The sequence below is a fragment of the Rubrivirga marina genome (assembly GCF_002283365.1).
Lineage (GTDB): Bacteria > Bacteroidota > Rhodothermia > Rhodothermales > Rubricoccaceae > Rubrivirga > Rubrivirga marina.
On record NZ_MQWD01000001.1, the window covers coordinates 29049 to 52276 of the forward strand.

The window sequence follows — 23228 nt, forward strand, 5'->3', positions numbered from 1 at the left end:
TCGGGCGTAGGAGAGCGTGGGAGATCAGGTGCCAGCGCGGGCGGCCAGCCGGGCCTGGAGCCCGTAGATCTGGGCGAAGCCCTCGGCGTCGCGGCCGGACCACAGCGCGTTGTCCTCGCCGTAGCGGGCCACGCCCGCGTCGAACAGCGAGTGGAGCGACGTGGCTCCCTGGACGTGGATTGCACCCTTGAACCACTCGACGTGGACGTCGCCCGTCACGCGCCGCTGCGTGCTGTCGAGGAACGCCTCGAGGTCGCGGCAGATCGGGTCGAAGAAGAGGCCCTCGTGGACGAGCCGGCCGTAGAGATCGCCGAGACCGGCCTTCTGGACCAGCTGGAGCTGCGTGAGGACGAGCTTCTCCAACTCGCGGTGCGCCGCGATGAGCGTGAGCGCGCCCGGCGCCTCGAACGCGATCCGCCCCTTGATCCCGAGGATCGTGTCGCCGACGTGGATGCCCCGCCCGACGCCGTGCTCCGCGCCCTCGCGGTTGAGCGTCTCGACGAGCGCCACCGGGTCGAGCGATTCGCCGTCGATCGCCACCGGCACGCCCTGCTCGAAACGGATCGTGAGCTGGCGGCCGTCGTCGGGCGCGTCCTTGGGCGAGATCGTGTCAGGCCACGCCGCCTCGGGGAGGACGCCGTCGGTGTCGTGCGTCTCCTTCCCGCCGATCGTCGTGCCCCACAGGCCGCGGTTGACCGAGTACTCGGTCGTCTTGGCCTCGACGGGGAAGCCGCGCTCGCGGAGGTAGTCGGTCGAGGCCTCGCGAGAGAGCGAGAGGCTCCGGATCGGCGTCAGGATCTCCAATGCACCCTCGTCCCCTCGATCCGCCAGCAGGCGGAGGGCCGTGTCGAAGCGGATCTGGTCGTTGCCGGCGCCGGTCGAGCCGTGGGCCACGGCCGTCGCGCCGAGCGCGCGGGCCGCGTCGGCCAGGGCCTCGGCCTGCACGACGCGCTCCGGGCCCACGCACAGCGGGTACACGCCGCCGCGCAGCACGTTGCCCTTGACGAGGTACTGGAGCACGCGGTCCCACAGGTCGGCGCGGGCGTCGACGAGGCGGTGGCCGGCGGCGCCGAGGTCGGCGGAGCGGGCGGCGATCTGCCCTTTCTCCTCGGCGGTGAACCCGCCGGTGTCGACGGTGACGGTCATGACCTCGCGTCCGGTCTCCTCCTTGAGGTAGGGGACGCAGAACGACGTGTCGAGGCCGCCGGAAAAGGCGAGGGCGATGGGCGAGGTCTCGGGCATGGCGGGTACAAAAAACGCCGGCTCCTGGGGAGAGCCGGCGTCGGGGGATCGGATCCGCTGGGGTGATCGTGCGGTGCCGTCCGTCTAGGCGTCGTCTCCCGACCCGGGCTGAGCCGGTCGGCGTCGGGGACGTCGGGGGAAGGGACGGGCGGTCATCGCGGGGCGGATCGGAACCGACAGGATAGGCGCGACGCGTCGGATTCGTCAACGCAGGCGCGGTCCGGTAGCGCTTCCGTCCGTCAGAAACGCACGGTTGACCTCGCGGAGTCCCCGAATGCCCTTGCCCTGTCCGCCTCCGGCCCCCCTTCTTTGGGTCCGCCTCCGTCCCCAGACGATGCCTCTCCCCCTCCGCCTCGGCCTGCTCGTGGCCACCCTCGCCGTCGCCGGCTGCGACTCCGTCGGCGACGACGCCCTCATCACCCGCTACTCCGGCCCCGAGATCACCGAGGCGGACGCGACCGTCCCCAACCCGCCGTTCGGCCCCGCGGGCTGGCAGGCCAGCGGCGCGACCGGCACGGCCCCGCACGTCTCGCTCTCGCGAACGACCCTCTGCGGCGACGAGTGCAGCCGGACGCTCACGCTCCGCTTCGCCGGCTCCCCGCGCGACGAACTCCCCTCGTCGGTCGAGGGACGTGTCGTCGTCCAGCAGTACAATCCCGAGGGGCGCACGGAGACCGACCTGTCCGTTCGCCGCGTCGAGGTTCAGGACTGGGGACCAGAGGTCTACAGCGGCGTCGCCGTCGTCGACGCCGGGATTGGCGTGGACCGCGTCGTATTCTGGGTCGGCGAGCCGTTCCCCGTCACCGAGTAGCCCCGCCGGCGGCACGGAGCGCCAGCGGGGCGAGGGGTCCCGCCTCAGTGCCGAGGCGGGAGGAGTCGGCGGGCTACGCAGCCTTCTTCCGCTTGCTCACCTTGACCTCCGGCTCGGCCGTCGCCGCGCTGTCGCCGGACGTCGCGTAGCGGTCGCGCATCCGGTCGAGGAGGTCTTCGCGGTCCGCCGCGGTCAGCTCGTCGAGGTCCTGGACGCCGCAGTAATGACGCGCGGCGAGGAGCACCTGCGGGCGGCCGAGGCCGAAGCCCTCGGCCTCGGCGAGGAGGTCGGCGAGGGTGGGGCCGGCGGGGTGCGCGAGGGCCGGCTCGGGCAACACCCCCGGGGCAGGCGTCTCGACGGGCGCCGGGCCGACGCCGAGCTCCGCGAGCACGTCGGCGAAGTCCGGGTTCTCGAACACGGTCCCGACCGGGAGGTCCGGCGCGTTCGACTTCACGACGGTCGCGACGCGCTTCGTCTCGAACCCGTCCTGCCGCAACGACAGCTCCAGCATCACGTCGACGAAGTACTCCAGCCCGGACGACGTCATGGGCAGCACGCGGCCCATCTCGTTCTCCTCGCGGTCCTGCTTGCCGCGCGCCGCGATCTGGTCCGTGATGACGACGCACGCGCCGGAGTCGACGCAGAGGCGACGGAGGACCTCCTGGAACACGACCTGGTCGGCCTGGAGCTCCTCGGCGGACGGCTGGGCCGTCGGGTCGCCGGTCCGCTCGCGGACGGCCTGAACGGTCGCGCGGTGCTTCCGGCCGAAGTACATGGCCCACGAGTCGAGGGCGAAGCAGCCGTAGCCCTGCTCGGCGCGGCCCTCACCGAGGGCCCAGTCGACGAACGGGAGGAGCTCGTCGGGGTGCTCGACCTCAATGGCGTCGTAGTGCGAGCCGTCGGCACCGGGGAGGAGCCGGGCCTTCCGCTCGGTGTCGAAAAAGCAGAGGCGGCCGAGGCCGGCGTCCGCCAGGGAGGCGGCGAACCAGCTCTTGCCGGTGCCCGCAGGCCCGCGGACGGCGACGACGAGGCGCCGCTGCTGCGGCCGGCGGCTGAGGGGGTGGACAGTCATGGTTTCGTGGGGGATCGCCAGTGTGCTCCAGCGTAGGGCGGGCGGGGTGTCATCCATGCGTCACACGTGTGCGACAGAAGGTGGAGCGTGGGCAGATCTCCACCCACGCTCCACGCGCTACGACGCCTTCCGAAGCGGTGGCCGGTCGACCTCGACCTTCCGGAGCGGCCGGTCGGCGTAGGGGCCCCAGACAGACTCGAAGCGGCGGTCGAGCCGGCGGACGAGGACGTGGGGCGCCTGCCCGTTGGCGACGTGCCAGAGGTGCCGCTCGGGCGAGCCGCCGTCGGCGTCGAGCGCGTACGGGACGAGGACGCTCGGCTGCTCGGGTCGGACCGTGACCTGCTTCGCCTCCGCGCTCGCGAGCGTCCGGAGGTTGACCTGGCCCCGCTCCGAGAAGAGATCGGCGTCCCACTGGCTAGCGAGGTAGAGCACGTCGTCCATGTGGCCGAGGAGGTCCGACCCTCGGAGGCGGTAGATCGTGTCGACGGCGCCGTGGGCCAGGAGCGTGGCGTCGCGGCGGAGGCGCCGGTCGTGTTCGCGGAGCGCGCGGCTGCCCGTGGCGCCTCCCGACTCGAACGCGACACGCCGGACCTCGGGCGCGCCGTCGCCGGTGTCGACGGGCACCTCGACCACGAGGTCGAGCGTGAAGAACGCCGGGCCGGTCCCGGACTCGGGCCAGTCGGCGGAGGCGGGCACCTCGACCTCGACCTCGGAGCGGAGGTGGGCGTCCTCGCGGATGTGCTTGACAAGGTGCCAAGCCAGCTCGTCCTGGACGGCGCCGGGGTACGGCGGCTCGTAGTGCGGGCCGGCGGCGAGGGAGGTGGCCCAGTCGGTGGGGTCGCCGAGGCGGGCGGGGGTGGGTACGCGGGTCATGTCGACAGCGGTAGGGAAGGGCTGCGCGGGCTCTCGCGAACGCGCACGCGTATGGTATAGGGTGCGGGTGCCACCGGAATGTCACAGCCTGCCGGCCGGTGACAGCCCTCCCCCGCCCGCTTCCTCGACGGACCCCGAACGCCCTCCGCCCCCGGTTCCGGCTCAGCGCACCACGACGAGCGGCCGCCGCGCGAGCGTCGCCCCGCCGTCCACCACGCGGAGGACGTACGCCCCGGCCGCCAGCCCGCCCACCTCGACGGTCTGCTCAGCCGAGACGAGCGCCGCCGTCAGGACGAGCTTGCCGAGGGCGTCGTAGACCTCGACGCGCCGGTCGAGCGAGGGTGCCACACCGGACAGGGTGAACCGCCCGCGCGCCGGGTTGGGGAAGACGCGGATCGCCGCGACCTCCGGTCCGTCCTCGGCGGCCGTCCCCAGCGCCTCGACCACGATCCGGTCGAGGTTGAACGGCGCCTCGGTGCCGGCGTCGACCCGGAACCGGAACGGCTGGACGCCGGCGGCCAGCCGCATCGTCTGGCTCACGGCCGCGAGCGTCTGCCAGTCGCCCGTCTGCGGGACGGCGAACGTGGGGCTGAACGAAGGGCCGGACGCGAACGAGAACAGCCCCCCACCGTCCTGCGACGCCACGTACGCCGTGACCTCGTAGCGGGCCGTCTCGGCCACGTCGACGGTGTACTCGACCCATTCGCCATCGGCGACGTAGGCGAGCTGGAAGCCCCCGTCGTCGCGCGCCTCGAGGTCGACGCCCTCGTCCGGGCGATAGGCCCCAGGGATGTTCGCCGACTCGGTGTCGTGGTACGTCAGGCCCTCGCCGCCGACGTCGTAGTCCTCGGCCTCGATGGTGCCGGGAAGCGCGACCGGCGCGCCCCCGTACGGCGCCCGCTCGTACGGCACGACCGTCACGCGCTGCGGGTACGAGACCTTGTCCGGCCCGCCGTCCGTCCGCGAGACGACGCGGTAGGTGTAGTCGCCCGGCCCGCCGCGGAGCGTGTCGACGTAGGCCGTGAGCGCGCCGTCGATCTCGGCGACGGTCCGGTACGGCTCGGTCCCGAAGCGACGCTCGACGACGAGGCCGGCGCTCTGGGCCGGCGCGTCCCACGAGAGCACCACGAGGGTGTCGCTCGTGAGCGACGCCGCGAACCGGTTGGGGCCGTCGGGGAACGTGGAGATCAGGATGTCCTTGACGTCGTTCCAGTCGCGGTCCTGGCGCTCGTAGACGCGGAAGTCGCCGCCGTCGTCCCAGACCTGGAACGGGATGCCGTGCTCGAGGGCGCCGGCCACAAACGCGCCGTAGTGGCGCATCCTCGAGTTGTAGTCGCCGCTCCGGATCGCGCCGAACTCGCTCAGGATGGCCGGCACGCCTGTCGAGGCGGACCAGTCCGCGACCTGCTGGAAGGCCTGGGCGAGCTGGTTCCGGTCCGACGTCGAGCCCCACGTCCCCTGCCCTTCGAGCCCGAACAGGTAGGGGTCGTACGAGTGGTAGTAGCCGATGACGTACGGGTCGTCGGGGATCCGGGCGGCGAGGAGCTGCTGACGCGACGACCAGCTCGCGCCGGAGTAGAGCACGATCCGCGTCGGGTTCGTCCGGCGGATGATGGGGAGCACGCGGGCGTTCATGTCGTCCGTGTCCGCGAGCGTCATCGGGAGGAACGGCTCGTTGAGGATCTCGAACAGGAGCCGGTCGGACTTGTCCTGAAACCGCGTGGCGACCTGGCTCCAGAGGCTGTCGAGGCGGGCCTGGAGGACCGGGTTGTCGTAGTCCTCCTTGATCCAGTCGTCGTGGTGCGCGTTGAGGATGACGAAGAGGTCCCGTTCCAGCCCCCAGTCGACGACCTGCTCGACGCGGTCCATCCACGCCTCGTCGACCGCGAACGGGGCCGACGTGCCGAGGTGCTGGTCCCAGCGGACCGGGATGCGGACGGTCGAGAAGCCCGCCTCGGCGTAGTCGTCGAAGTAGTGCTCCTGGGCCGGGCCGTTGTTCCAGGCGCCCTCCTGCGGCGGCTCGAGCGTGTTGCCGAGGTTGATGCCGCGGCCCATCTGCGCGGCGGCCTCAGCGGGCGTGAGTTGGGCGTGGGCGGGCGTCGCGAGCGCGACGAGCGTCGCCAGCGGGAGCAGACGGGCCCAGTGCAGGCGGGCGGAGAGACGCGTCATGGCGACGACCTTGGGGGGCGGAAGGAAACACGCGGCGGCCGTGCGAAAACGCTTTCAGCCGCCTCGGCCGAAGATAGCGGCGAGCCCTGCCGGGCCAATCTGAGGCCCCGCCTGAGACTCGGCCCCGCCCCCGGGCGGCCTACCTTCCCTCCCCCCGGACGCCCCCCGATGCCCCGTCTCCGCCTCGTCCTCCTCGCCGCGCTCGCGGCGCTCGTCGCCAGCGGCCCGGCCGCGCAGGTCGGCTTCAGCTACTTCAACGGGCGGAACCACCCCGAGCTCGACTGGCAGGTGGCCACGACCGAGCACTTCGAGATCATCTACCCCGCCCGCCTCGCCGGCATCGAGGCCGAGGCCGCGGCGGTCGCCGAGGCGACCTACGACGCGCTCACCGTCAACTTCGCGACCGACTCGGCGGCCATCGCCTTCGACGACCCGATCCGGATCTACCTCTCCGACGAGGACGAGATCGCCAACGGGATCGCCTACAACGTCGGCGGGAGCGGGTTCACGACCATCTGGGTCCACGTCAACGACACGGCCGAGATCTGGACCGGCGACGTCAAGTGGCTGCGGAAGGTGATCGCCCACGAGGTGGCCCACCTCATCCACTACCGCGCGGTCCGCTCGAACCTCGGCCTCCTGGACATCTTCTTCGCCGACCCCTTCCCGGGCTTCTGGACCGAGGGCCTCGCCCAGTACGCGACCGAGCGGTGGGACGCCCAGCGCGGCGACCGCTGGCTGCGGACGGCGACGTTCGAGGACCGCCTGAGCTACACCGACGGCTCGTCGCCCCAGAACGGCCGGCTCCGCTACGCCGTCGGCAACAGCCAGGTGCGGTACCTCGCCCAGAGCCGCGGCGACTCGACGCTCGCGCAGATCCTCGCCCACCGGATCCCGGTGCTCCTCGGCCTCGGCCGCGTCCACGACTTCCGGACGGCGTTCGAGGCCGTGACCAAACAGAGCTACACCGAGTTCAACGAGGAGTGGCGGAAGCACGTCAACGTGTACTACAACACGCAGGCGGGGCAGATGGAGCGGCTCGACTCGCTCGACGCCAAGCCGTTCGGGCTGCCTGGCCAAGTCGTCTACGACGTCTCGTTCAGCCCGGACACGATGTGGGTCGCGGGCGTCGTCCTGCCGAGCCTCGCGCGGCCCGTCCGCCGCCTCATCGTCGTCGACAACCCCGGGGCCGACTCGACGCGGGCCCGCGAGCTGCGGATTCTGGCGGAGGGCTCGATCACCGGCCCCGTCGACTGGAGCCCGGACGGGCAGCGGATCGCCTTCGCGCGGACGCGCCGCGGCGCCTACGGCTCGCTCCTCAACGACCTCTACGTCGTGAACGCCGAGGGCGGCGGGCTCCGCCGGCTCACGACCGACCGCCGCGCCGTCTCCCCCACGTTCGCGCCCGACGGCCGGAGCCTCGCCTTCGTCGGCAGCGACGGGACGACGGCGAACCTGTTCGCGCTCGACCTCGACACGAACGAGGAGCGCCCGTTGACAGCCTTCACCGGCGACGTCCAGATCACGACGGCGCGGTGGAGCCCGGACGGGGCCCGCATCGCGTTCGCCCTGTTCGACGAGGACGGCACCCGCGACCTCGCCGTGCTCGACGTGGCCACGGGCGAGGTCGCCCGCCTCGGCACCGCGCCCGAGGCGGACCGGGCCGAGCGCGACGACCGGATCCCGATCTGGAGCCCGACCGGCGACTCGCTGGCCTTCACGTCGCTCCGCGACCGGGCGCCGAATGCGTTCACGGCGCCGGTCGAGCGCGCGAGCACCCGACCGGACACGCCTCCGGCTCCGGAGCCGAGTTCGCCGTTGGAGCCGACCGACCTCGGGCGTGGCATGGACATCGGACGCGGTGCGGTCCTCGGGCCCATCACCTCGCCGCCGGTCGAGGAGCGCGTCACCTTCCTCTACGACGGCGCGACGGTCCACGACTGGCTCCCGCCAGACAGCCTCCACCCGGCCGGGCGGCTGGTGCTCGTGGCGAGCGAGACGAAGCGCCGCGACCGCGTGTTCGTCGTCGACGCCCGCCGCCGGCCGACGGTCGTCTCGGACTCGGTCGAGGTCCCGCCGGCCTACGCCGCGTGGACGACGCACCGGCCGCCGCGGACCGTCCCCGACGCGATCGCCCCCGACCCGTCGCTCATCCGTGAGCGCCGCGAGTACAACTCGTGGACGAACATCACGCACGCCATCACGCTCGGCCTTCCCTACGGCGACCCCGGCGAGGACGGCGAGCTGTTCACGTCGGACGACGACTGGGGCGCGTTCGCCAACTCGCTGTTTCTGGAGCCGCTCGGGAAGCACCAGCTGGCGCTGCTGGCGGGCGTCTCCGTCACCCGGCCCGTCGACAAGTCGTTCCTGCTGCTGTCGTACGTCAACCAGCAGTTCACGCCGACGCTGACGCTCGACCTCTACCGCTTCCCGTCGCCGTCGAGCTTCTACGGGTCGAGCGTGCTCGTCGAGGACCTCACCGGCGGCGACGTCTCGGCGACGTGGACGCTCGACCTCCTCGACCGGCCCTACACCACGACGCTCGCCGGCACGCGGCTCCGCTACGCCTACGCCAGCCCGCTCGCGCTCGACCGGTTCGACGACCTCGACGACACCGGCCTCGGCGTGCCCGAGGCGGGCACCCGGTTCGACGCCCAGGTCGGCGCGGCCTACAAGTTCCAGCGGCCGTACCGGTGGAACGTGATCACGCCGCTCGACGGGACCGGGCTGCGGGCGCGCGTCACGGCGGGGATCCCGGCGCTCGGCGGCGACACGTTCGTCCGCCCCGACGTGCTCGGCTACTGGGTCTCGCCGTCGCTCGGGTTCGGGCGGCTGTTCGTGCAGGGCCGGGCGACGGCCATCTTCGGCGAGACGCTCGCGCAGGACTACGTCGGGCTGGCGCGCTACGACGACGTCGACCTCCAGGCCCCGTTCGTCGGCGCCGTCACGCTCGACGACGCCGAGCGCGTCCGCGGGTACCGGCGCTACGCCGTCGGCACGCGGGCGCTGTTCGGGTCCGCCGAGTACCGGCTCCCGATCGTGGCGGACCTCAACACGACGCTCCTCGGGCTCGTCAAGCTGGGCCCCGTCTCGCCGTCCCTCTTCGTCGACGGCGGCCTCGTGTGGACGGGCGCCGACGTCGACAACGCTGCGCGGCGCGTGGGCGTGGGGGCCGAGCTGGCGAACGTCCTGTCGCTCGGCGGCTTCGAGCTGCGCCACGCCGTCGGGCTGGCGGCGCCGGCCTCGACGCTGGACGAGCTCTGGAACGGCACGCGCGGGGTCGATGACCTCGACCTGTACTACCGGATCCAGGCGGCCGTGCCCTTTTAGCCCTCCCCACCTCGGCGCCGAGGCGGGGGGAGTGGGATGAGCCCGGTGAGCGACGAATTACGCTTGGGCAGGGGACGCTCTTCCCTGCCCCGATGCGCCTTCTCCTCCTCGCCGCCCTCGCGGTCGCCCTCCCGGCCGCCGCCCAGACGACCGTCACGGTCACCACAGACGCCGACGCGGGGGCCGGCTCGCTCCGAGCGGCCATCGGCGCCGTCAACGCGGCCGGCGGTGGGCGGATCGCGTTCGCCATCCCCGGCGACGGCGTCCACGTGATCGAGCTCGTGAGCAACCTCCCCGACGCGACCGTCCCGGTCGAGATCGACGGGCTCACGCAGCCCAGCGCCTCATGCGGCTCCGGTCCCCTGACGGTCCTCGTCGAGATCGACGGGTCGCAGATCGATCTCAACGCGCAGGGGGAAGGCGCCGCGGGCCTCGTCCTGCGCGGCGGCGCGAGCGTCGTCCGCGGCGTCGCCGTCCCGGCGATGGCCGGGTCCCAGAGTCAGGGTAACGGGACGTCCGTGGAGATCTTTGGCGACGACAACCGGGTCGAGTGCTCTGTGATCGGCCTCCGGGCGGACGGGACGGAGAGCGAGGGCACGGTCAACTTCTCCCTCATCGTCCGCGACTCCGGCAACGTGGTCGGCGGCGTCGGGCGCGGAAACGTCATCGGAAGCTCGTCGGCGGCCGTGAGCGGCGACGGCAACCGGATCGAGGGGAACGAGATCCGGGCCTCACTCCAGGTATCGGAGACCGGCCACACCGTCGGCGGCACGGGCGACGGAGAGGGGAACCGCATTCTCGGCGGCCTTCTGCTGAACGGCTCGGGCCACATCGTCCAGGGCAACGAGGTCGGTGGGACCCTCTCCGGAGGATCGGAGAGCGCAGGCATGGTCGTAGGGGGGACGGCGCCGGGCGCCCGCAACGTGGTGGGCGGGATCAGCCTGGACGGCGAGGGGTGGGTCGTTCAGGGGAATTACGTCGGAACGGACCCGGCGGGAACGGCCGTCGCCGAGGTCTCCCGGGGCGCCACCATCCGCGGAAGGGGCCACCTCATCGGCGGGACGGCCCCGGACGAGGGGAATCTGATCGTCGGCGGCGTCGTGATCCGCGGCGACGAGAACGTCGTCGTGGGCAACGAGATCGGGACGGACCGGACCGGCACCGTCGCGCTCGACGAGGGCGGCGTCGAGGTGGCGTTCGGAGCGACGGGCAACGTCATCGGCGGGACCGAACCGGGCGCAGGCAACGTGATCACGGCGGCTCCCTTCAGCTTCTACGGGGCGATCCGGATCTACGGCGGCTCATCGGCGAACCGGGTCCTTGGCAACTGGATCGGGACCGACCGGAGCGGGACCGTCGACTTCGGCAACCGGGGGATCGGCGTGCAAGTCGACGACGGATCCGACAACCAGATCGGCTCACCGGAGGCGCCGAACGTGATCGCGTTCGCGGACGACGCCGGCGTCCACGTCACGGGCGAGGCCACAGGCAACGCCGTCTCGGGCAACCTGATCTACGGCATCGGCGGCCTGTTCGTCGACCTCGATGGGTTCGACCCCGACGGCCCGACGCCCTCCGACGCGGGCGACGCTGACGAGGGTCCGAACCGGCTCCAGAACGCCCCGGCCGTCACGGACGCGAGCGCGACCGACGCCGCCGTTGCCGTCACCTACGCCGTCGACACGGCGGCCGCCAATGCGGCATACCCGCTCCGCGTCGAGGCCGTCGCTGTGTCTCCGTTCGGCGCCGTCTACCTCGGACACGACGAGATCCTGGAATCGGAGGCCGGGGACGCGCGCGACGCCACGTTCGCGCTCGGCGCCCCACTCGACGCGGGCACGTCGCTCGTGCTCATCGCGACCGACGCCGACGGCAACACGGGCGAGTCGTCGGCGCCCGTCGCCCTCACGGCCCCGACGGCCGCGGACGACGCCCCCGAGGCCGTCCCGTTCGCCGTCGCCGCGTGGCCGAACCCGGCGGCCGACCGGCTGGCGGTCACCGTCGTCGGGGCCGAGGGCACGACCACACGGATCCACCTTCTCGACGCGCTGGGGCGGCGGGTCGCCAAAGCGGAGGGCGCGCGAGCCGAGCTCGACGTGTCGGGGCTGGCACCGGGCGCCTACGTCGTCCGCGCGGAGGCCGGGGGACGCGTGACCACCCAGATGGTCACCGTTGCCCGCTGACCGCCTCCGCCTCGACGCCGAGGCGGGGCGACCTGACGGCAAAAAAACGCCCCGCCTCCGGTCGGAAGGCGGGGCGTACACGCGGAGGCGGTCGGTGCTAGGCCGCCTTCGCGTTGACGCGGTCCTCGGCGAGGAGCGTGAGCCGGTCGTCGGCCTCCTCCTCATCGGCGAGCGACTCGGCGAGGAGGTCGGCGGCGTCGGGGTGGCCGAGCTGCTCGGCCCACGTCGAGAGCGTGCCGTAGCGCGTGATCTCGTAGTGGTCGATGGCTTGGGCCGACGAGATGATCGCGGCGTCGCGCGTCTCGGCGTCCTCGACGTCCGAGAGGAGGTGCTTGGCCTCCTTCACGAGGCCGTCCATGGCCTCGCAGGTCACGCCCTCGGCCTTCTCGCCGAGCATCTCGAACACGCGCTCCAGCCGCTCCACGTGCTCATCGGACTGGTCGGCGTGCTCCTGGACGAGCGACTTGAGCTTCGCGTCGGTGGCGCGCTCGACGAACGTCGGGAGAAGCTTCCGGACCTGCTGCTCGGCGTAGTAGATGTCGCGGAGCGTGTGGAGGAAGAGGTCGTCGAGGGAGGTGATGGCGGACATAGAAGGAAAAGGATGTAGGAGAGGGCAGGAGGCGTACCGGGGCCTGCCATGGCCGTTCCTCCGATCGCGTGACCTCTGCATGAGTCCCGGGGCCGGCGCGAACCCGCCGCGACCCACCCGCGTGCCCGACGCCCCCCTCCCCTCCCCCTCGCATGACCCACTACGACCTCCACGACGTGTCGATGCCCGCGCTCGGCCTCGGCACCTGGCAGATGCGCGGCGCCGAGGCCCGCCGCGCTGTCGAGCACGCCCTCGCGATCGGCTACCGCCACGTCGACACGGCGGCGATGTACGGGAACGAGGCCGAGGTCGGCGCGGCCCTGGCCGCCTCGGGCGTCCCACGGGCCGACGTCTTCCTCACCACGAAGGTGTGGCGCGACCGCGTGGCGCCGTCAAAGCTGGGGGCGTCCGCCGACGAGAGCCTCCGCGCGCTCGGGACCGACTACGTCGACCTCCTCCTGCTCCACTGGCCGAACCCGGAGATCGAGTTGGAGGCCCAGCTCGAGGCGCTCGCGGCCGTGCGCGAGGCGGGCAAGGCGCGGCTCATCGGCGTCTCGAACTACCCCGCCGAGATGCTGCGCGACGCGCTCGAGCTCGTCCCGGACCTCGCCGTCGACCAGGTCGAGTACCACGCGGCGCTCGGTCAGGAGCCGCTGCTCGATCTAATCCGCGAGCGCGGCCTCGTGCTCACGGCCTACAGTCCGCTCGCGCAGGGCGAGCTCCTGCGGAACGAGACGGTCCGCGAGATCGCCGAGGCGCGCGGGGTGGGGCCGGCGCAGGTGGCGTTGGCGTGGCTCCTCGGGCAGGACCGCGTGACCGCCATCCCTAAGGCGTCGTCGGACGCGCACCGCCAGGCGAACCTCGACGCGGCCGAGCTGTCACTCACCGACGACGAGCGCGCCCGCCTCGACGCCCTGCCCAAAGACCGCCGGACCATCGACCCGGCCTGGGGGCCCGACTGGAACCGGTAGCTGGATTCGGAGGGCCGCGGGCCGGAGCTTGCCACCCCCTCACCGCCCGCCCATGTCGTCCCCCCTCTCCCGTCCCGACGTCTGGAACGCCGTCGCCGACGGCTACGCCGAGGACCTCGTCCCGCTCTTCTCGCGCTACGCCGCCGACGCCCTCCGGCTGGCGGGAGTCTCGGCGGGCGACCGCGTGCTCGACGTCGCCGCCGGCCCCGGGACGCTGTCGTTCCTCGCCGTCGAGTGGGGCGCCGAGGTCGTCGCCCTCGACTTTTCCGACGCGATGGTCGCCGCGCTCCGGCGCCGCTCCGAGGCGGAGAGCGTCGCCGTCGAGGTCGTCCCCGGCGACGGGCAGGCGCTCCCGTTCGACGACGGCGCCTTCGACCGGGCGTTCTCGATGTTCGGGCTCATCTTTTTTCCCGACCCCGCCGCCGGCCTCCGGGAGGCCCACCGCGTCCTGCGGCCGATGGGCCGACTGGCGGTGTCGAGTTGGGCCCCGATGGACGGCGTCCCGCTCCTCCAGACGTGCTTCGGCGCGGTCGCCGCACACCTGCCGGATTTCCCATTCGGCGAGGGGCGGGCGCCGTTCGGACAGCCCGAGGAGTTGCAGGACGCCTTCGAGGCCGCCGGTTTCCGCGACGTCGAGGTCCACACCGTGACGCACCGGACGGAGGCGACGTCGGCCGCGTCGTTCTGGGCGACGAACGAACGGAGCTCCGCCCCTCTCGCGCTGATCCGCCAGCACCTCGCGCCCGACGCCTGGGCCGACCTCCGCGAGGACGTGGTCGGAACCATTGAGCGCGACCTCGGCGACGGCCCCTACGCGATGGAATGGCCGGCCCGGATCGCCGTCGGCACGCGGCCCTGAACCGAAACCGCCCGCCTCGACGCCGAGGCGGGCGGACCCGAAAGCGAGACGGAGAGCGCGCTTACGCGCCGGCCGCCGTGATCTGCACCGGCACGCCGACCGTCCCCCAGTGGAGGACCATCGTCGCCGCGTCCTCCGAGACGTCCTCGAACCGGATCTCGAACTGCTCCTGCATGGGGGCGTCGGTCACCGGCTCGGCCATGACGCGGACGCGGTCCTCGGCCTCGTCGTAGCGGAAGGCGCCCCACTGCTCGGCCACGTCGTTGAGGATGACGGTCCACTCGCCGTCGCCGGGGATCGCGAACAGGGCGTAGGTCCCAGCCGGGACGTCCTCGCCGCCGAACGTCACGGCATCGGAGAAAGTGACGGTGGCCGCCTCGTTGGCGCCGGTGCGCCAGACCTCGCCGGCGGGGGCCAGCTCGGCGCCGTCGGTGAAGTAGGCCCGGCCGCGGAGGCTCGGGCGGCCGTACTGGACGAGCACGTCGGTCGTGCCGACGGTCGTGCCGACGTACGCGTTGGGGCTCGGGCGGGCCTCATCAGAGGCGCGCGGCGGGGCGTCCATGAACACGCCGTCGCCGGGCATGTCCGCGCCCATCTCGTCCGTCATGTCGTCCTGCGCACAGGCGGCGGGGACGAGGAGCACCGCGACGAGCGCGGCGAGAAAGGAGAATCGCATGGGGTGGAGGGTGTCGGATTGGGGAGCCGGCGAAGCTACGCGGCTCGCCCGTCTCCCGATCCCTCACGGCCGTGCCCTCCAGAGGCGCCGGTCCCGGTCGCGGGGCGAGTCGGCGAGTCGCCCTCTCCGAACGCGCGGAACGACCCCGCCCGCCTCGACGCCGAGGCGGACGGAGCCGACGCTACCGGACGGCCCGCGCGACCGCCAGCACGTCGGCGAGGACGCCGGCGGCGGTGACCTCGGCGCCCGCCCCCGGGCCCTGGACGACGAGCGGCGAGACGGCGTACCGGTCCGTCGCGATCTCGACGAGGTTGTCGGCCTCGGAGAGGCGGCCGAGCGGCGACTCCGCCGGCACCGCCCGCGCGCCGACGCTCAAGCGGGCGCCGTCGCCCTCCGCCCGGAGCTCGGCGACGTAGCGGAGCCGCTGGCCGGCCCGCTCCGCCTCGGCGGCCCGCTCGGCCCAGGCGGCATCGGCCGCGGCGAGGGCCTCGGCCACGAGCGTGACCGGCACGTGCTTCGCCTCGTCCGGCACGAGGCTCTCGACCTCGACGTCGCTCCGCTCCACCCGGAGCCCCGCCGACCGCGCGAGGATGAGCAGCTTCCGCGCGACGTCCTCGCCCGAGAGGTCGTCGCGGACGTCGGGCTCGGAGTAGCCCTGCTCGTGGGCCCATCGCGCGGCCGTCGAGAACGGCGCGCCCTTCTCGATCTGCCCGAACAGGTACGTCATCGTCCCGGAGAGGACACCCCGCACGGACCGGACGTGATCGCCCGTCGCGACGAGGTCTTCGATGGTGCGGACGACCGGGAGCCCGGCCCCGGCCGTCGTCTCGTAGCGGTAGTGAACGGCGCCGGACGCGCTGAGCTGACGGAGCCGGTCGTACGAACCCTGCGACCGCGTGTTGGCCAGCTTCGACGGCGTGACCACGCTGACGCCCGACGCCAACAGCCCTTCGACGAGGTCGGCGATCTCGGGCGCGCCGGTCGCGTCGACGAACACGGTCGGCGTGCCGGCGGCGTGCGCCGCCAGCCGGTTGACGAGCGCGGGCCAGTCGGGCGGGACCGGCTGGAGCCCGGGGGCGGCCGCGTCGAGCCCGTCGAAGTCGACCACGGACCGCCGACGCGAGCACGCGCCGACGAGCCGGAGCGCGCCGCCGCCGAGGCCGGCGATCTGACGCAGAAGTGCCCCGCCGACGGTGCCGACGCCGGCGACGAAGACGCTCAGCGGTTTGGCAGGCTCGGGGGACGGACAGAGGGCGAGCGAAGACATGAATCGGGGAGGAGAGAACGCACGCCGACGACGTCAGGCCGCGAGGAACCCGGTGTCGGCGAGGAAAGGGCGGACGAGCGCGTCGAGCGCGTCGAAGTCGACGAGAAAGGCGTCGTGGCCGAAGGGCGAGTCGAGCTCGGCGTAGCGGCCGGCGGGTACCAGGTCGGCGAGCGCGCGCGTCTCGGCGGGTGGGTAGAGAACGTCGGATGAGATGCCGACGCAGAGCGCGTCGGCGCGGAGCCGGCCGAGCGCCGTCGCGGCGTCGACGCGCTGCCCCCCGCGCCCGACGTCGTGCGTGTCCATCGCCTCCGTCAGGCGGACGTAGGCGCCGGCGTCGAACCGGCCGGCCAGCTTGGCGCCCTGGTAGCGGAGGTAGCTCTCGACGGCGAAGCGCGGGTCTGTGGGCTCGAAACGCGGTTCGTGCGGCGTCCGGCCGAACCGCTCGGCGTAGAGCTCGGCGCTCCGGTACGTCGTCATGGCCATGGCGCGGGCCGCGGCCAGGCCCGCCTCGGGCGGACTGTCGGCAGGGAAGTCGCCGCCCTGCCAGCGCGGGTCGGCGCGGATCGCCATCCGCTGGGCCTCCGAGATCCCGATCTGCCACGCCCCGTGCTGCGCGCCCATCCCCACGAGGACGAGCCGCCGGACGCGGTCCGGCCCCGCCTCGCGGTCGACGAGCGCCAGCTCCAGCGCCTGCATCCCGCCCATCGACGCGCCGACGGCGAGGGCCACCTCGCGCACGCCAAGGTGGTTGAGGAGCCGCGCGTGGAGCCGGGCCTGGTCGCGGATCGTGACAGACGGGAAACGGCTTCCGAAGCGGCGCCCGTCGGCGTCGAGCGTGCCGGGCCCCGTCGTCCCGTAGCACGAGCCGAGGGCGTTGGCGCACACGACGAACTGGCGCTCGGGGTCGACGAGGCGGCCCGAGCCGACGAGGCCGGGCCACCACGCCGCGGCGTCGGAGTCGCCCGTAAGCGCGTGGCACACGACGGCCGCGTTGGACGCGGCGGCGTCGAGCGCGCCCCACGTCCGGAACGCGACGGTCACGTCGGGCAGGCGCACGCCCGCCTCGGTCGTGAACGGACCGAGGCGGACGGACCGGAGCTCGCCGGCGGCCGGCGGGGCGCTCACCCGACCAGCAGAGGGCATTCGAGGGCGCGTCAGAGGAGTGGAGACAGACATGGGAAGGAGAGTCCGGGGCGGGAATCGAACCCGCGGGTAGCGGTTTTGCAGACCGCCGCGTTTGCCACTTCGCCACCCGGACCGGGGGCCGAACCGACCGTCGCTCGCTCTGGGGCGCCGCCTCACCCGACGGCGCCCCAGAGCCGACCGGTGCCGGCCGGGGCCTAGGCGGTCACGAGTGTCTTGGCAAAGGCCTGCTCGAAGTCGGCGAGGATGTCGTCGATGTGCTCGAGGCCGACCGAGACGCGGACGAGCTCGGGCGTCACGCCGGACTCGCGCTGCTCGCGGTCGGAGAGCTGCTGGTGGGTGGTGGAGGCGGGGTGGATGACGAGCGTCTTGGCATCGCCGACGTTGGCGAGGTGGCTCGCCAGCTCGACGCCCTCGATGAACGCCTGGCCGGCCTCCTTCCCGCCGCGGATGCCGAAGCTCAGGACGGCGCCGAACGTCCCCTCGCGGAAGTAGTGCTTGGCCCGCTCGTGCGAATGGTGGCCCTCCAGGGACGGGTGCCAGACCCACTCGACGGCGTCGTGCGCGTCGAGCCAAGCGGCGAGCTTGTTCGCGTTCTCGGCGTGGCGCTGGGCCCGCAGCGAGAGCGTCTCGACGCCCTGGAGCAGCTGGAACGCGTTGAACGGCGAGAGCGCCGGGCCGAAGTCGCGGAGCGCCTCGACACGCGCCCGGATGATGAACGCGATGTTGCCGAAGTCCGAGTCCGGGTTGAACACGTCCGAGAACACGAGCCCGTGATAGGCCTCGTTCGGCTCGGTGAAGAGCGGGAACTTGCCGTTGCGCCAGTCGAAGTTGCCCGAGTCCACGATCACCCCGCCGATCGACGTGCCGTGCCCGCCGATCCACTTCGTCGCCGAGTGCGTCACGATGTCGACGCCGTGATCGATGGGGCGGACGAAGTAGCCGCCGGCGCCGAACGTGCTGTCGACGACGAGCGGGACGCCCACCTCGTGCGCGGCGTCGGCGAGGCCACGGAAGTCGGGGACCGTGAGGTCGGGGTTGCCGAGCGTCTCGGCGAAGAAGGCCTTCGTGTTCTCGTCGGCGAGGGCCTTGTAGGCCTCGGGCGAGTCGTCGTCGCCCTCGACGAAGCGGGTCTCGATGCCGAGCCGCTTGAGCGAGACCTTGAGGAGGTTGTACGTGCCGCCGTAGAGCTTGCTGCTCGCCACGATGTTGTCGCCGGCCTGGGCGATCGTCGTGAACACGAGCGTGTGCGCGGCCTGACCCGAGGCGACGGCGAGGGCGGCGGCGCCCCCTTCGAGCGCGGCGATCCGCTGCTCGAACACGTCCGTCGTCGGGTTCATAATTCGGGTGTAGATGTTCCCGAACTCCTCAAGCCCGAACAGCTTCGCGGCGTGGCTCGCGTCGTTGAACGTGTACGATGTGGTCTGGTAGATGGGGACGGCCCGGGCGTTCGTCGTCGGGTCGGGCGTCTGCCCAGCGTGGAGCTGGAGCGTGTCGAAGTGGAGGGGGCGGTCGCTCATGGCGGAGGGGGTGTGGGTCTGGAGACCGCGGCGCGGAGGGGAACGCAAAAACCCCCTCCCGGCCGGGCCAGGAGGGGGTTGCGAAGGGGGCTCGTCCGGTGTCTACCGGCGCCCGTGGCGCGACCGCTCCTGGCCTGTGTGGGCCATACAGCACATAATCATCATCCCCATGCAGCGCATGGCGGCCGGAGCGGTGATGATGTGCGAGGAGCGGGTCACGAGAATGTGGGTGTCGACGGGGGGACCGTCTGCGAGACAAGGTGTGGGTCGTTGCGCCGCGAGCGCAAGTCCCTGGAAAACAAAAAGCGCTTCCGGAGTCCTCACGCCCTCATTTTCCCGGTTTCGGCCCTCCCCTCCCCACCGACTCCGCCCGCCTCGGGGAGTCCGAGGGCCGAGTCGCCGAGGCGGGCGATGGAGCAGCTCTAGACGGCGTTGCCCCTAAGACCGGTCTCCCCCCTTCCCGTACGAATGGCGAAAAGGTCAGGCTTCTTCCAACCATGGTAAGCAGTTGGCGATCGAGCGGCTACCAGAACAGCTTCCCGCAGATGCTCTTCAGGGACCACATACGGTTGCCATCTCTCAGACTTCTCTCCGCTCGCGCCGAACAGGAAAAAGTCTAGGTCCCTACGCCCTCCAAGTCGTACCGCTGGGATCACGAGGTAGTGGTACTTGGCATTGTCATAACCAGCCATGACATAGACATCCGCATCCTTCCCGGCCTTACCCTGGAGGTACCTGAAGCATAGGCGCCGCCTGGTTCCATAAGGCGTTTCAGCATCGAAAGCTACCGCATGTTTGATCTCGATCCGGATGTCACCCAGAAGTCCATCCACCTTGTGGTGGCCGGAGGTCTGTTGCGCGCCCAGGAGGTGACAGACGTATGCCTCCGTGAACTGGCTCGACTTCATTACGTCGAATCCCGCGTGCTCCAAGACCAAGCTGCGGAGAGCTTTCAACTCCATGGGGCGAAGACGCTATAGAACAAGAATTGGCCTTGCGGCGCGAGGGTTAAGGGAGATGGTAGTGCCAAGCCACATCGCCTGCCACTCATGAGTCACTCCCGCACTACGAGCCTTTCCCCCGCCTCGGGGAGTCCGCCGACCGAGTCGCCGAGGCGGAGGCGGCTAGACGAACGCCGACAGCCCGGTGACGGCGCGACCCGTGATGAGCACGTTCATCTCGCGGCTCCCCTCGTACGAGTACACGGCCTCGGCGTCCGCGAAGAGGCGGGCGACGTGGTGCTCCAGCAGGATCCCGTTGCCGCCGAGGAGCCCGCGCCCGATGCTCGCCGACTCCCGCATCTTGTCGACGCAGAACACCTTCGCGAGCGAGGCCCGCGCGTGGAGTTGCTTGGGGTCGTCGTAGGTGGCGGCGAGGGCGAGGATGAAGGCCTGCAGCGCGACGGCGTTGCCGAGCATCCGGACGAGCCCTTCCTGCACCAGCTGGAAGCTGGCGATCGGCTTGCCGAACTGGACGCGCTCGGTGCAGTAGCGGTGCGTCTGCTCGTAGAGGCCCATCGCCATCCCGCAGGCCTCCCACGCCACGCCCGCCCGGGCCGTGCCGAGCTGGGCCGAGACGTCGCGGAACGAGTCCACGCCCGGGAGCCGGTTGGCCTCGGGCACCTCGACGTTCTCCAGCCGGATGTCGACGTTCTGGACGGCCCGCTTGGCGATCTTGCCCTGGAGCTTCTCGACGTGGAAGCCGGGCGTGCCCTTCTCGACGAGGAAGCCCTTGACCTCGCCTTCGTGCGTCGACTTCGCCCAGATCACCGTGACGTCGGCGAAGGTGGCGTTGCCGGACCACTTTTTGGCGCCGTTGAGCGTCCACGTGTCGCCGTCGCGCGTGGCCGTGGTCTCCAGCCCGAGCGACGCGTCGGAGCCGTGGGCGGGCTCGGTGAGGGCCCACGAGCCGAACGCCTCCATCCGCTCCAGCGGACCGATCCACCGCTCCTTCTGCTCGTCGCTCCCGAACATCCAGATCGACACCATGCAGAGGCCCCAGCTCACGCCGAGGAACGTGCCGAGCGACGGGTCCACACGCGGGATCTCTAGGCCGACGAGGCCGGCGGCGACGGGGTCGGTGCAGTAGCGCTGCGCCGGGTTCTCGCCGAGCGCCTCACGGAGCGTCGCCGCGAGGGGGTCGACGAGATCGAACGGCATCTCGGCCCGCTCCCAGTAGTCGTTGGCGACCGGCTCGACCTGCTCGACCATGAACCGCCGGACGGTCTTCCGGATGTGCTGCTGGTCGTCGGTCAGGCTCCGCTCGAAGACCTCGTAGAAATCCTCCGGCGGCGGCTTCGGCCCGCGCGTCTTCTTGCTCGCCCCGTTCCCGCCGGCGGTCGCGCTGAGGAGCTTCGCGAGCTTCTCCTCGGGCATCGCGTCCAAAAACCGGAGAACGGTCTCGACGTCGAGCTTCTTGGAGAGGCGCTCGACGAGGGCGTCGTCGATGAGGGTCGTGCTCATGGGATCAGTCGTACAGATTCGAGAGCCGGCCGCGGTCGACGGCGCGCACGGCGGCGTCGCCGCAGGCGCGGACGGTGTGGATCAGGTGCTCGAAGCGGGGGTCTTTCGCGTGGCCGGCCGTCCAGCGTGCGTAGATCTGCTGCGCGATGACGGCCAGCTTGACGAGCCCGTAGACGTAGTAGACCACGGCGTCGCCGACGTCGCGGCCGGTCGCTTCGGCGTAGCGGGCCACGAGGTCGTCGCGCGTCGGGTTGCCGGGCCACCACGTCGGCGAGAGCGCGAGGGCCTTGAGCGCCGGGCTGTCGCCCTGCTCGACCCAGTAGCCGAGCGTCGAGCCGAGGTCCATCAGCGGGTCGCCGACGGTCGCCAGTTCCCAGTCGAGGATCGCACGGACCAGCCCGCCCCCCTCCGCCTCGGTGACTCCGTCGGCCGGCTCCTCGAGGCGGGCGGGGTCGAGGACGAGGTTGTCGTACTTGTAGTCGTTGTGGATGAGGGCAGCGCCGGACTCGCCCGGCTGGTTCGCGTCGAGCCAGACGAAGGCCGCGTCGAGGTCGGGGATCGCGTCCGTCTTCGCCGTCTCGTAGCGCCGCCGCCAGCCCTCGACCTGCCGGCGGACGTAGCCCTCGGGCTTCCCGAAGTGCGCCAGCCCGACCTCTTCGAGGTCGACCGCGTGGAGGCCGGCGAACGTCCGGACGAACGCGTCAGCGACGCGGGTCATGGCACCGGCGTCAATCGGGTCGTCCGTCGTGCGGAGGATGACGCCCTCCACGCGCTCCATCACGTAGAACGGCGCGCCGAGGACGTCGCCGGTCTCCTCGTAGCCGAGGGGCTCGGGGACCGGTACGTGGCCGTGAAGCGCCCCCAGGATCGTGGCCTCGCGGCCCATGTCGTGCCCGTCGGTCACGTTCGCGCCCGGCGGCGGCCGCCGCAGCACGATCTCGCGGTCGCCGACCGTGACGAGGTAGGTCAGGTTCGAGAACCCGCTCGGGAACTGGCGGACGTCGAGGTCGCCGTCGGCGCCGAGCGTGTCGCGGAGCCACGCCGCCAGCGCGTCCCGATCGAGCGGGACGCGGACGTCGGTCGGCTGGTCGAGGGCGGGCATCAGGCGATCAGGCGAGGAGGACCCAGCACGACTCCCCAGCCCGTGTCGTCCTGAGCGAGCGGAGCGAGTCGAAGGATCTCCGGCGAGCAGCACGCCCACGAGGACTCCCGGGCGCCGTGCCCTACGGAGATCCTCCGACTCCGGCCGCTGCGCGGCCTCCGCTCAGGATGACAGAGGAAGAGGATCAGCGCCATCAGGCCGCGGTGATGCCGCCGTCGAGTGGGAGCGCGAGGCCGGTGAGAAACCGCGCGTCGGGGCCGCAGAGGTAGAGGATGGCCGCGGCGATCTCCGCGACCGTCCCCAGCCGACCGACCGGGATCCGCCGTTCGAGCGTGTCGCCCAGCTTCGGGTCGTAGGTCTTGATGTCGTCGACCATCGGCGTGTCGGTGAACACGGGGCAGACGGCGTTGACCGTCACGCCCGTCCGCGCCACCTCCAGCGCCGCGGCCCGCGTGACGCCGACGGCCGCGTGCTTCGAGGCGCAGTACGCCACCGACCCCGCGAACCCGGCGATGCCCGCCACGCTCGCCACGTTGACGACGCTCCCCCGCCCCGCCGGCACCATGTGTCGCAGCGCGTGTTTCGTCCCGTAGAACACGCCGCCGGCGTTGACGGCCAGCGTCTTCTCCCAGTCGTGGTCCGGGTAGTCGGCCGTCGGCGCGCGGAGGCCGCCGACGCCGGCGTTGTTGATCATGGCGTCGATCCGCCCCCAATGCTCGACCGCGCCGTCGACGAGCGCCGCGACCTCGCCGGCGTCCGACACGTCGCAACGCTCGAACACCGCGGCTCCGCCCGCCTCGGCCACGAGGCGGACCGTCTCGGCCCCGCCGCCCTCGTTCACGTCGGCGACGACGACGCGGGCGCCCTCGCGGGCGAACTGCAGCGCCGTCTCGCGGCCGATGCCGCTGGCGGCGCCGGTGACGACGGCGACGGTGTCTTCGAACCGAGGGTCGGGCATG

The 23228-nt window shown here is 72.1% G+C and carries 18 protein-coding genes and 1 tRNA gene; 5 read left to right on the forward strand and 14 right to left on the reverse strand.

What is annotated here, in order from left to right; translation table 11 throughout:
- Positions 1-24 precede the first annotated feature (24 nt).
- On the reverse strand, positions 25-1242 hold the full coding sequence (argG, locus tag BSZ37_RS00120; RefSeq protein ID WP_095508590.1) for an argininosuccinate synthase: 1218 nt from the start codon (positions 1240-1242) through the stop codon (positions 25-27).
- A 334-nt stretch (positions 1243-1576) separates the two neighbouring features.
- Between argG and BSZ37_RS00125 the strand changes: the two genes are divergently transcribed.
- A complete protein-coding gene (locus BSZ37_RS00125) occupies positions 1577-2053 on the forward strand; it encodes a hypothetical protein (protein ID WP_095508591.1) in 477 nt (158 codons plus the stop codon).
- A 73-nt stretch (positions 2054-2126) separates the two neighbouring features.
- Here the strand turns inward: BSZ37_RS00125 and BSZ37_RS00130 are convergent, their stop codons facing one another.
- The 3 genes from BSZ37_RS00130 to BSZ37_RS00140 all read right to left on the reverse strand — a co-directional run bounded on the left by BSZ37_RS00130 (position 2127) and on the right by BSZ37_RS00140 (position 6167).
- The gene (locus BSZ37_RS00130; RefSeq protein ID WP_095508592.1) at positions 2127-3125 is read right to left on the reverse strand and encodes an AAA family ATPase; all 999 of its coding nucleotides are present in this window, start codon (positions 3123-3125) and stop codon (positions 2127-2129) included.
- 117 nt (positions 3126-3242) lie between these two features.
- Entirely contained in the window at positions 3243-3998 is a 756-nt protein-coding gene (locus tag BSZ37_RS00135) for a hypothetical protein (protein WP_095508593.1), read from the reverse strand.
- A 162-nt stretch (positions 3999-4160) separates the two neighbouring features.
- Positions 4161-6167 (reverse strand): cellulase family glycosylhydrolase, encoded by a 2007-nt coding sequence (locus BSZ37_RS00140; protein WP_095508594.1) that lies wholly within the window; start codon positions 6165-6167, stop codon positions 4161-4163.
- A 168-nt stretch (positions 6168-6335) separates the two neighbouring features.
- On the opposite strand from BSZ37_RS00140, the gene BSZ37_RS00145 reads away from it, so the two are divergent.
- Both BSZ37_RS00145 and BSZ37_RS00150 read left to right on the forward strand, forming a co-directional pair.
- The gene (locus tag BSZ37_RS00145) at positions 6336-9497 is read left to right on the forward strand and encodes a PD40 domain-containing protein (RefSeq protein ID WP_095508595.1); all 3162 of its coding nucleotides are present in this window, start codon (positions 6336-6338) and stop codon (positions 9495-9497) included.
- 92 nt (positions 9498-9589) lie between these two features.
- The gene (locus BSZ37_RS00150) at positions 9590-11680 is read left to right on the forward strand and encodes a T9SS type A sorting domain-containing protein (protein ID WP_095508596.1); all 2091 of its coding nucleotides are present in this window, start codon (positions 9590-9592) and stop codon (positions 11678-11680) included.
- A gap of 97 nt (positions 11681-11777) precedes the next feature.
- Here the strand turns inward: BSZ37_RS00150 and BSZ37_RS00155 are convergent, their stop codons facing one another.
- Positions 11778-12269, reverse strand: a complete 492-nt coding sequence (locus BSZ37_RS00155; protein ID WP_095508597.1) for a YciE/YciF ferroxidase family protein — start codon at positions 12267-12269, stop codon at positions 11778-11780.
- Between the two features lie 152 nt (positions 12270-12421).
- Here BSZ37_RS00155 and BSZ37_RS00160 point away from each other — a divergent pair, with 152 nt between their 5' ends.
- On the forward strand, positions 12422-13240 hold the full coding sequence (locus BSZ37_RS00160; RefSeq protein ID WP_095508598.1) for an aldo/keto reductase: 819 nt from the start codon (positions 12422-12424) through the stop codon (positions 13238-13240).
- Between the two features lie 52 nt (positions 13241-13292).
- Entirely contained in the window at positions 13293-14099 is an 807-nt protein-coding gene (locus BSZ37_RS00165; protein ID WP_095508599.1) for a class I SAM-dependent methyltransferase, read from the forward strand.
- A 61-nt stretch (positions 14100-14160) separates the two neighbouring features.
- On the opposite strand, the gene BSZ37_RS00170 is transcribed toward BSZ37_RS00165, so the two are convergent.
- From BSZ37_RS00170 to BSZ37_RS00205, 9 genes are all read right to left on the reverse strand, one after another.
- Complete coding sequence (locus BSZ37_RS00170; protein WP_095508600.1) at positions 14161-14775, reverse strand: DUF2911 domain-containing protein; 615 nt, start codon at positions 14773-14775, stop codon at positions 14161-14163.
- A 181-nt stretch (positions 14776-14956) separates the two neighbouring features.
- The gene (locus BSZ37_RS00175) at positions 14957-16042 is read right to left on the reverse strand and encodes a homoserine dehydrogenase family protein (RefSeq protein ID WP_095508601.1); all 1086 of its coding nucleotides are present in this window, start codon (positions 16040-16042) and stop codon (positions 14957-14959) included.
- A 33-nt stretch (positions 16043-16075) separates the two neighbouring features.
- Entirely contained in the window at positions 16076-17185 is a 1110-nt protein-coding gene (metX, locus tag BSZ37_RS00180) for a homoserine O-acetyltransferase MetX (RefSeq protein ID WP_095508602.1), read from the reverse strand.
- 42 nt (positions 17186-17227) lie between these two features.
- A tRNA-Cys gene (locus BSZ37_RS00185) sits at positions 17228-17300 on the reverse strand.
- Positions 17301-17382: 82 nt separating this feature from the next.
- A complete protein-coding gene (locus BSZ37_RS00190) occupies positions 17383-18705 on the reverse strand; it encodes an O-acetylhomoserine aminocarboxypropyltransferase/cysteine synthase family protein (protein WP_095508603.1) in 1323 nt (440 codons plus the stop codon).
- A 422-nt stretch (positions 18706-19127) separates the two neighbouring features.
- Complete coding sequence (locus BSZ37_RS21330) at positions 19128-19667, reverse strand: hypothetical protein (RefSeq protein ID WP_143537519.1); 540 nt, start codon at positions 19665-19667, stop codon at positions 19128-19130.
- A 162-nt stretch (positions 19668-19829) separates the two neighbouring features.
- Entirely contained in the window at positions 19830-21167 is a 1338-nt protein-coding gene (locus BSZ37_RS00195; RefSeq protein WP_095508604.1) for an acyl-CoA dehydrogenase family protein, read from the reverse strand.
- Positions 21168-21171: 4 nt separating this feature from the next.
- Positions 21172-22269, reverse strand: a complete 1098-nt coding sequence (locus BSZ37_RS00200) for a phosphotransferase family protein (protein ID WP_095508605.1) — start codon at positions 22267-22269, stop codon at positions 21172-21174.
- 193 nt (positions 22270-22462) lie between these two features.
- On the reverse strand, positions 22463-23227 hold the full coding sequence (locus BSZ37_RS00205; RefSeq protein ID WP_095508606.1) for an SDR family NAD(P)-dependent oxidoreductase: 765 nt from the start codon (positions 23225-23227) through the stop codon (positions 22463-22465).
- Position 23228 lies beyond the last annotated feature (1 nt).

Bases quoted from the DNA above. Each gene is read 5' to 3' on its own strand.
- argG (WP_095508590.1), bottom strand. From the start codon at position 1,242: ATGCCCGAGACCTCGCCCATCGCCCTCGCCTTTTCCGGCGGCCTCGAC.
- BSZ37_RS00125 (WP_095508591.1), top strand. From the start codon at position 1,577: ATGCCTCTCCCCCTCCGCCTCGGCCTGCTCGTGGCCACCCTCGCCGTC.
- BSZ37_RS00130 (WP_095508592.1), bottom strand. From the start codon at position 3,125: ATGACTGTCCACCCCCTCAGCCGCCGGCCGCAGCAGCGGCGCCTCGTC.
- BSZ37_RS00135 (WP_095508593.1), bottom strand. From the start codon at position 3,998: ATGACCCGCGTACCCACCCCCGCCCGCCTCGGCGACCCCACCGACTGG.
- BSZ37_RS00140 (WP_095508594.1), bottom strand. From the start codon at position 6,167: ATGACGCGTCTCTCCGCCCGCCTGCACTGGGCCCGTCTGCTCCCGCTG.
- BSZ37_RS00145 (WP_095508595.1), top strand. From the start codon at position 6,336: ATGCCCCGTCTCCGCCTCGTCCTCCTCGCCGCGCTCGCGGCGCTCGTC.
- BSZ37_RS00150 (WP_095508596.1), top strand. From the start codon at position 9,590: ATGCGCCTTCTCCTCCTCGCCGCCCTCGCGGTCGCCCTCCCGGCCGCC.
- BSZ37_RS00155 (WP_095508597.1), bottom strand. From the start codon at position 12,269: ATGTCCGCCATCACCTCCCTCGACGACCTCTTCCTCCACACGCTCCGC.
- BSZ37_RS00160 (WP_095508598.1), top strand. From the start codon at position 12,422: ATGACCCACTACGACCTCCACGACGTGTCGATGCCCGCGCTCGGCCTC.
- BSZ37_RS00165 (WP_095508599.1), top strand. From the start codon at position 13,293: ATGTCGTCCCCCCTCTCCCGTCCCGACGTCTGGAACGCCGTCGCCGAC.
- BSZ37_RS00170 (WP_095508600.1), bottom strand. From the start codon at position 14,775: ATGCGATTCTCCTTTCTCGCCGCGCTCGTCGCGGTGCTCCTCGTCCCC.
- BSZ37_RS00175 (WP_095508601.1), bottom strand. From the start codon at position 16,042: ATGTCTTCGCTCGCCCTCTGTCCGTCCCCCGAGCCTGCCAAACCGCTG.
- metX (WP_095508602.1), bottom strand. From the start codon at position 17,185: ATGCCCTCTGCTGGTCGGGTGAGCGCCCCGCCGGCCGCCGGCGAGCTC.
- BSZ37_RS00190 (WP_095508603.1), bottom strand. From the start codon at position 18,705: ATGAGCGACCGCCCCCTCCACTTCGACACGCTCCAGCTCCACGCTGGG.
- BSZ37_RS21330 (WP_143537519.1), bottom strand. From the start codon at position 19,667: ATGGAGTTGAAAGCTCTCCGCAGCTTGGTCTTGGAGCACGCGGGATTC.
- BSZ37_RS00195 (WP_095508604.1), bottom strand. From the start codon at position 21,167: ATGAGCACGACCCTCATCGACGACGCCCTCGTCGAGCGCCTCTCCAAG.
- BSZ37_RS00200 (WP_095508605.1), bottom strand. From the start codon at position 22,269: ATGCCCGCCCTCGACCAGCCGACCGACGTCCGCGTCCCGCTCGATCGG.
- BSZ37_RS00205 (WP_095508606.1), bottom strand. From the start codon at position 23,227: ATGCCCGACCCTCGGTTCGAAGACACCGTCGCCGTCGTCACCGGCGCC.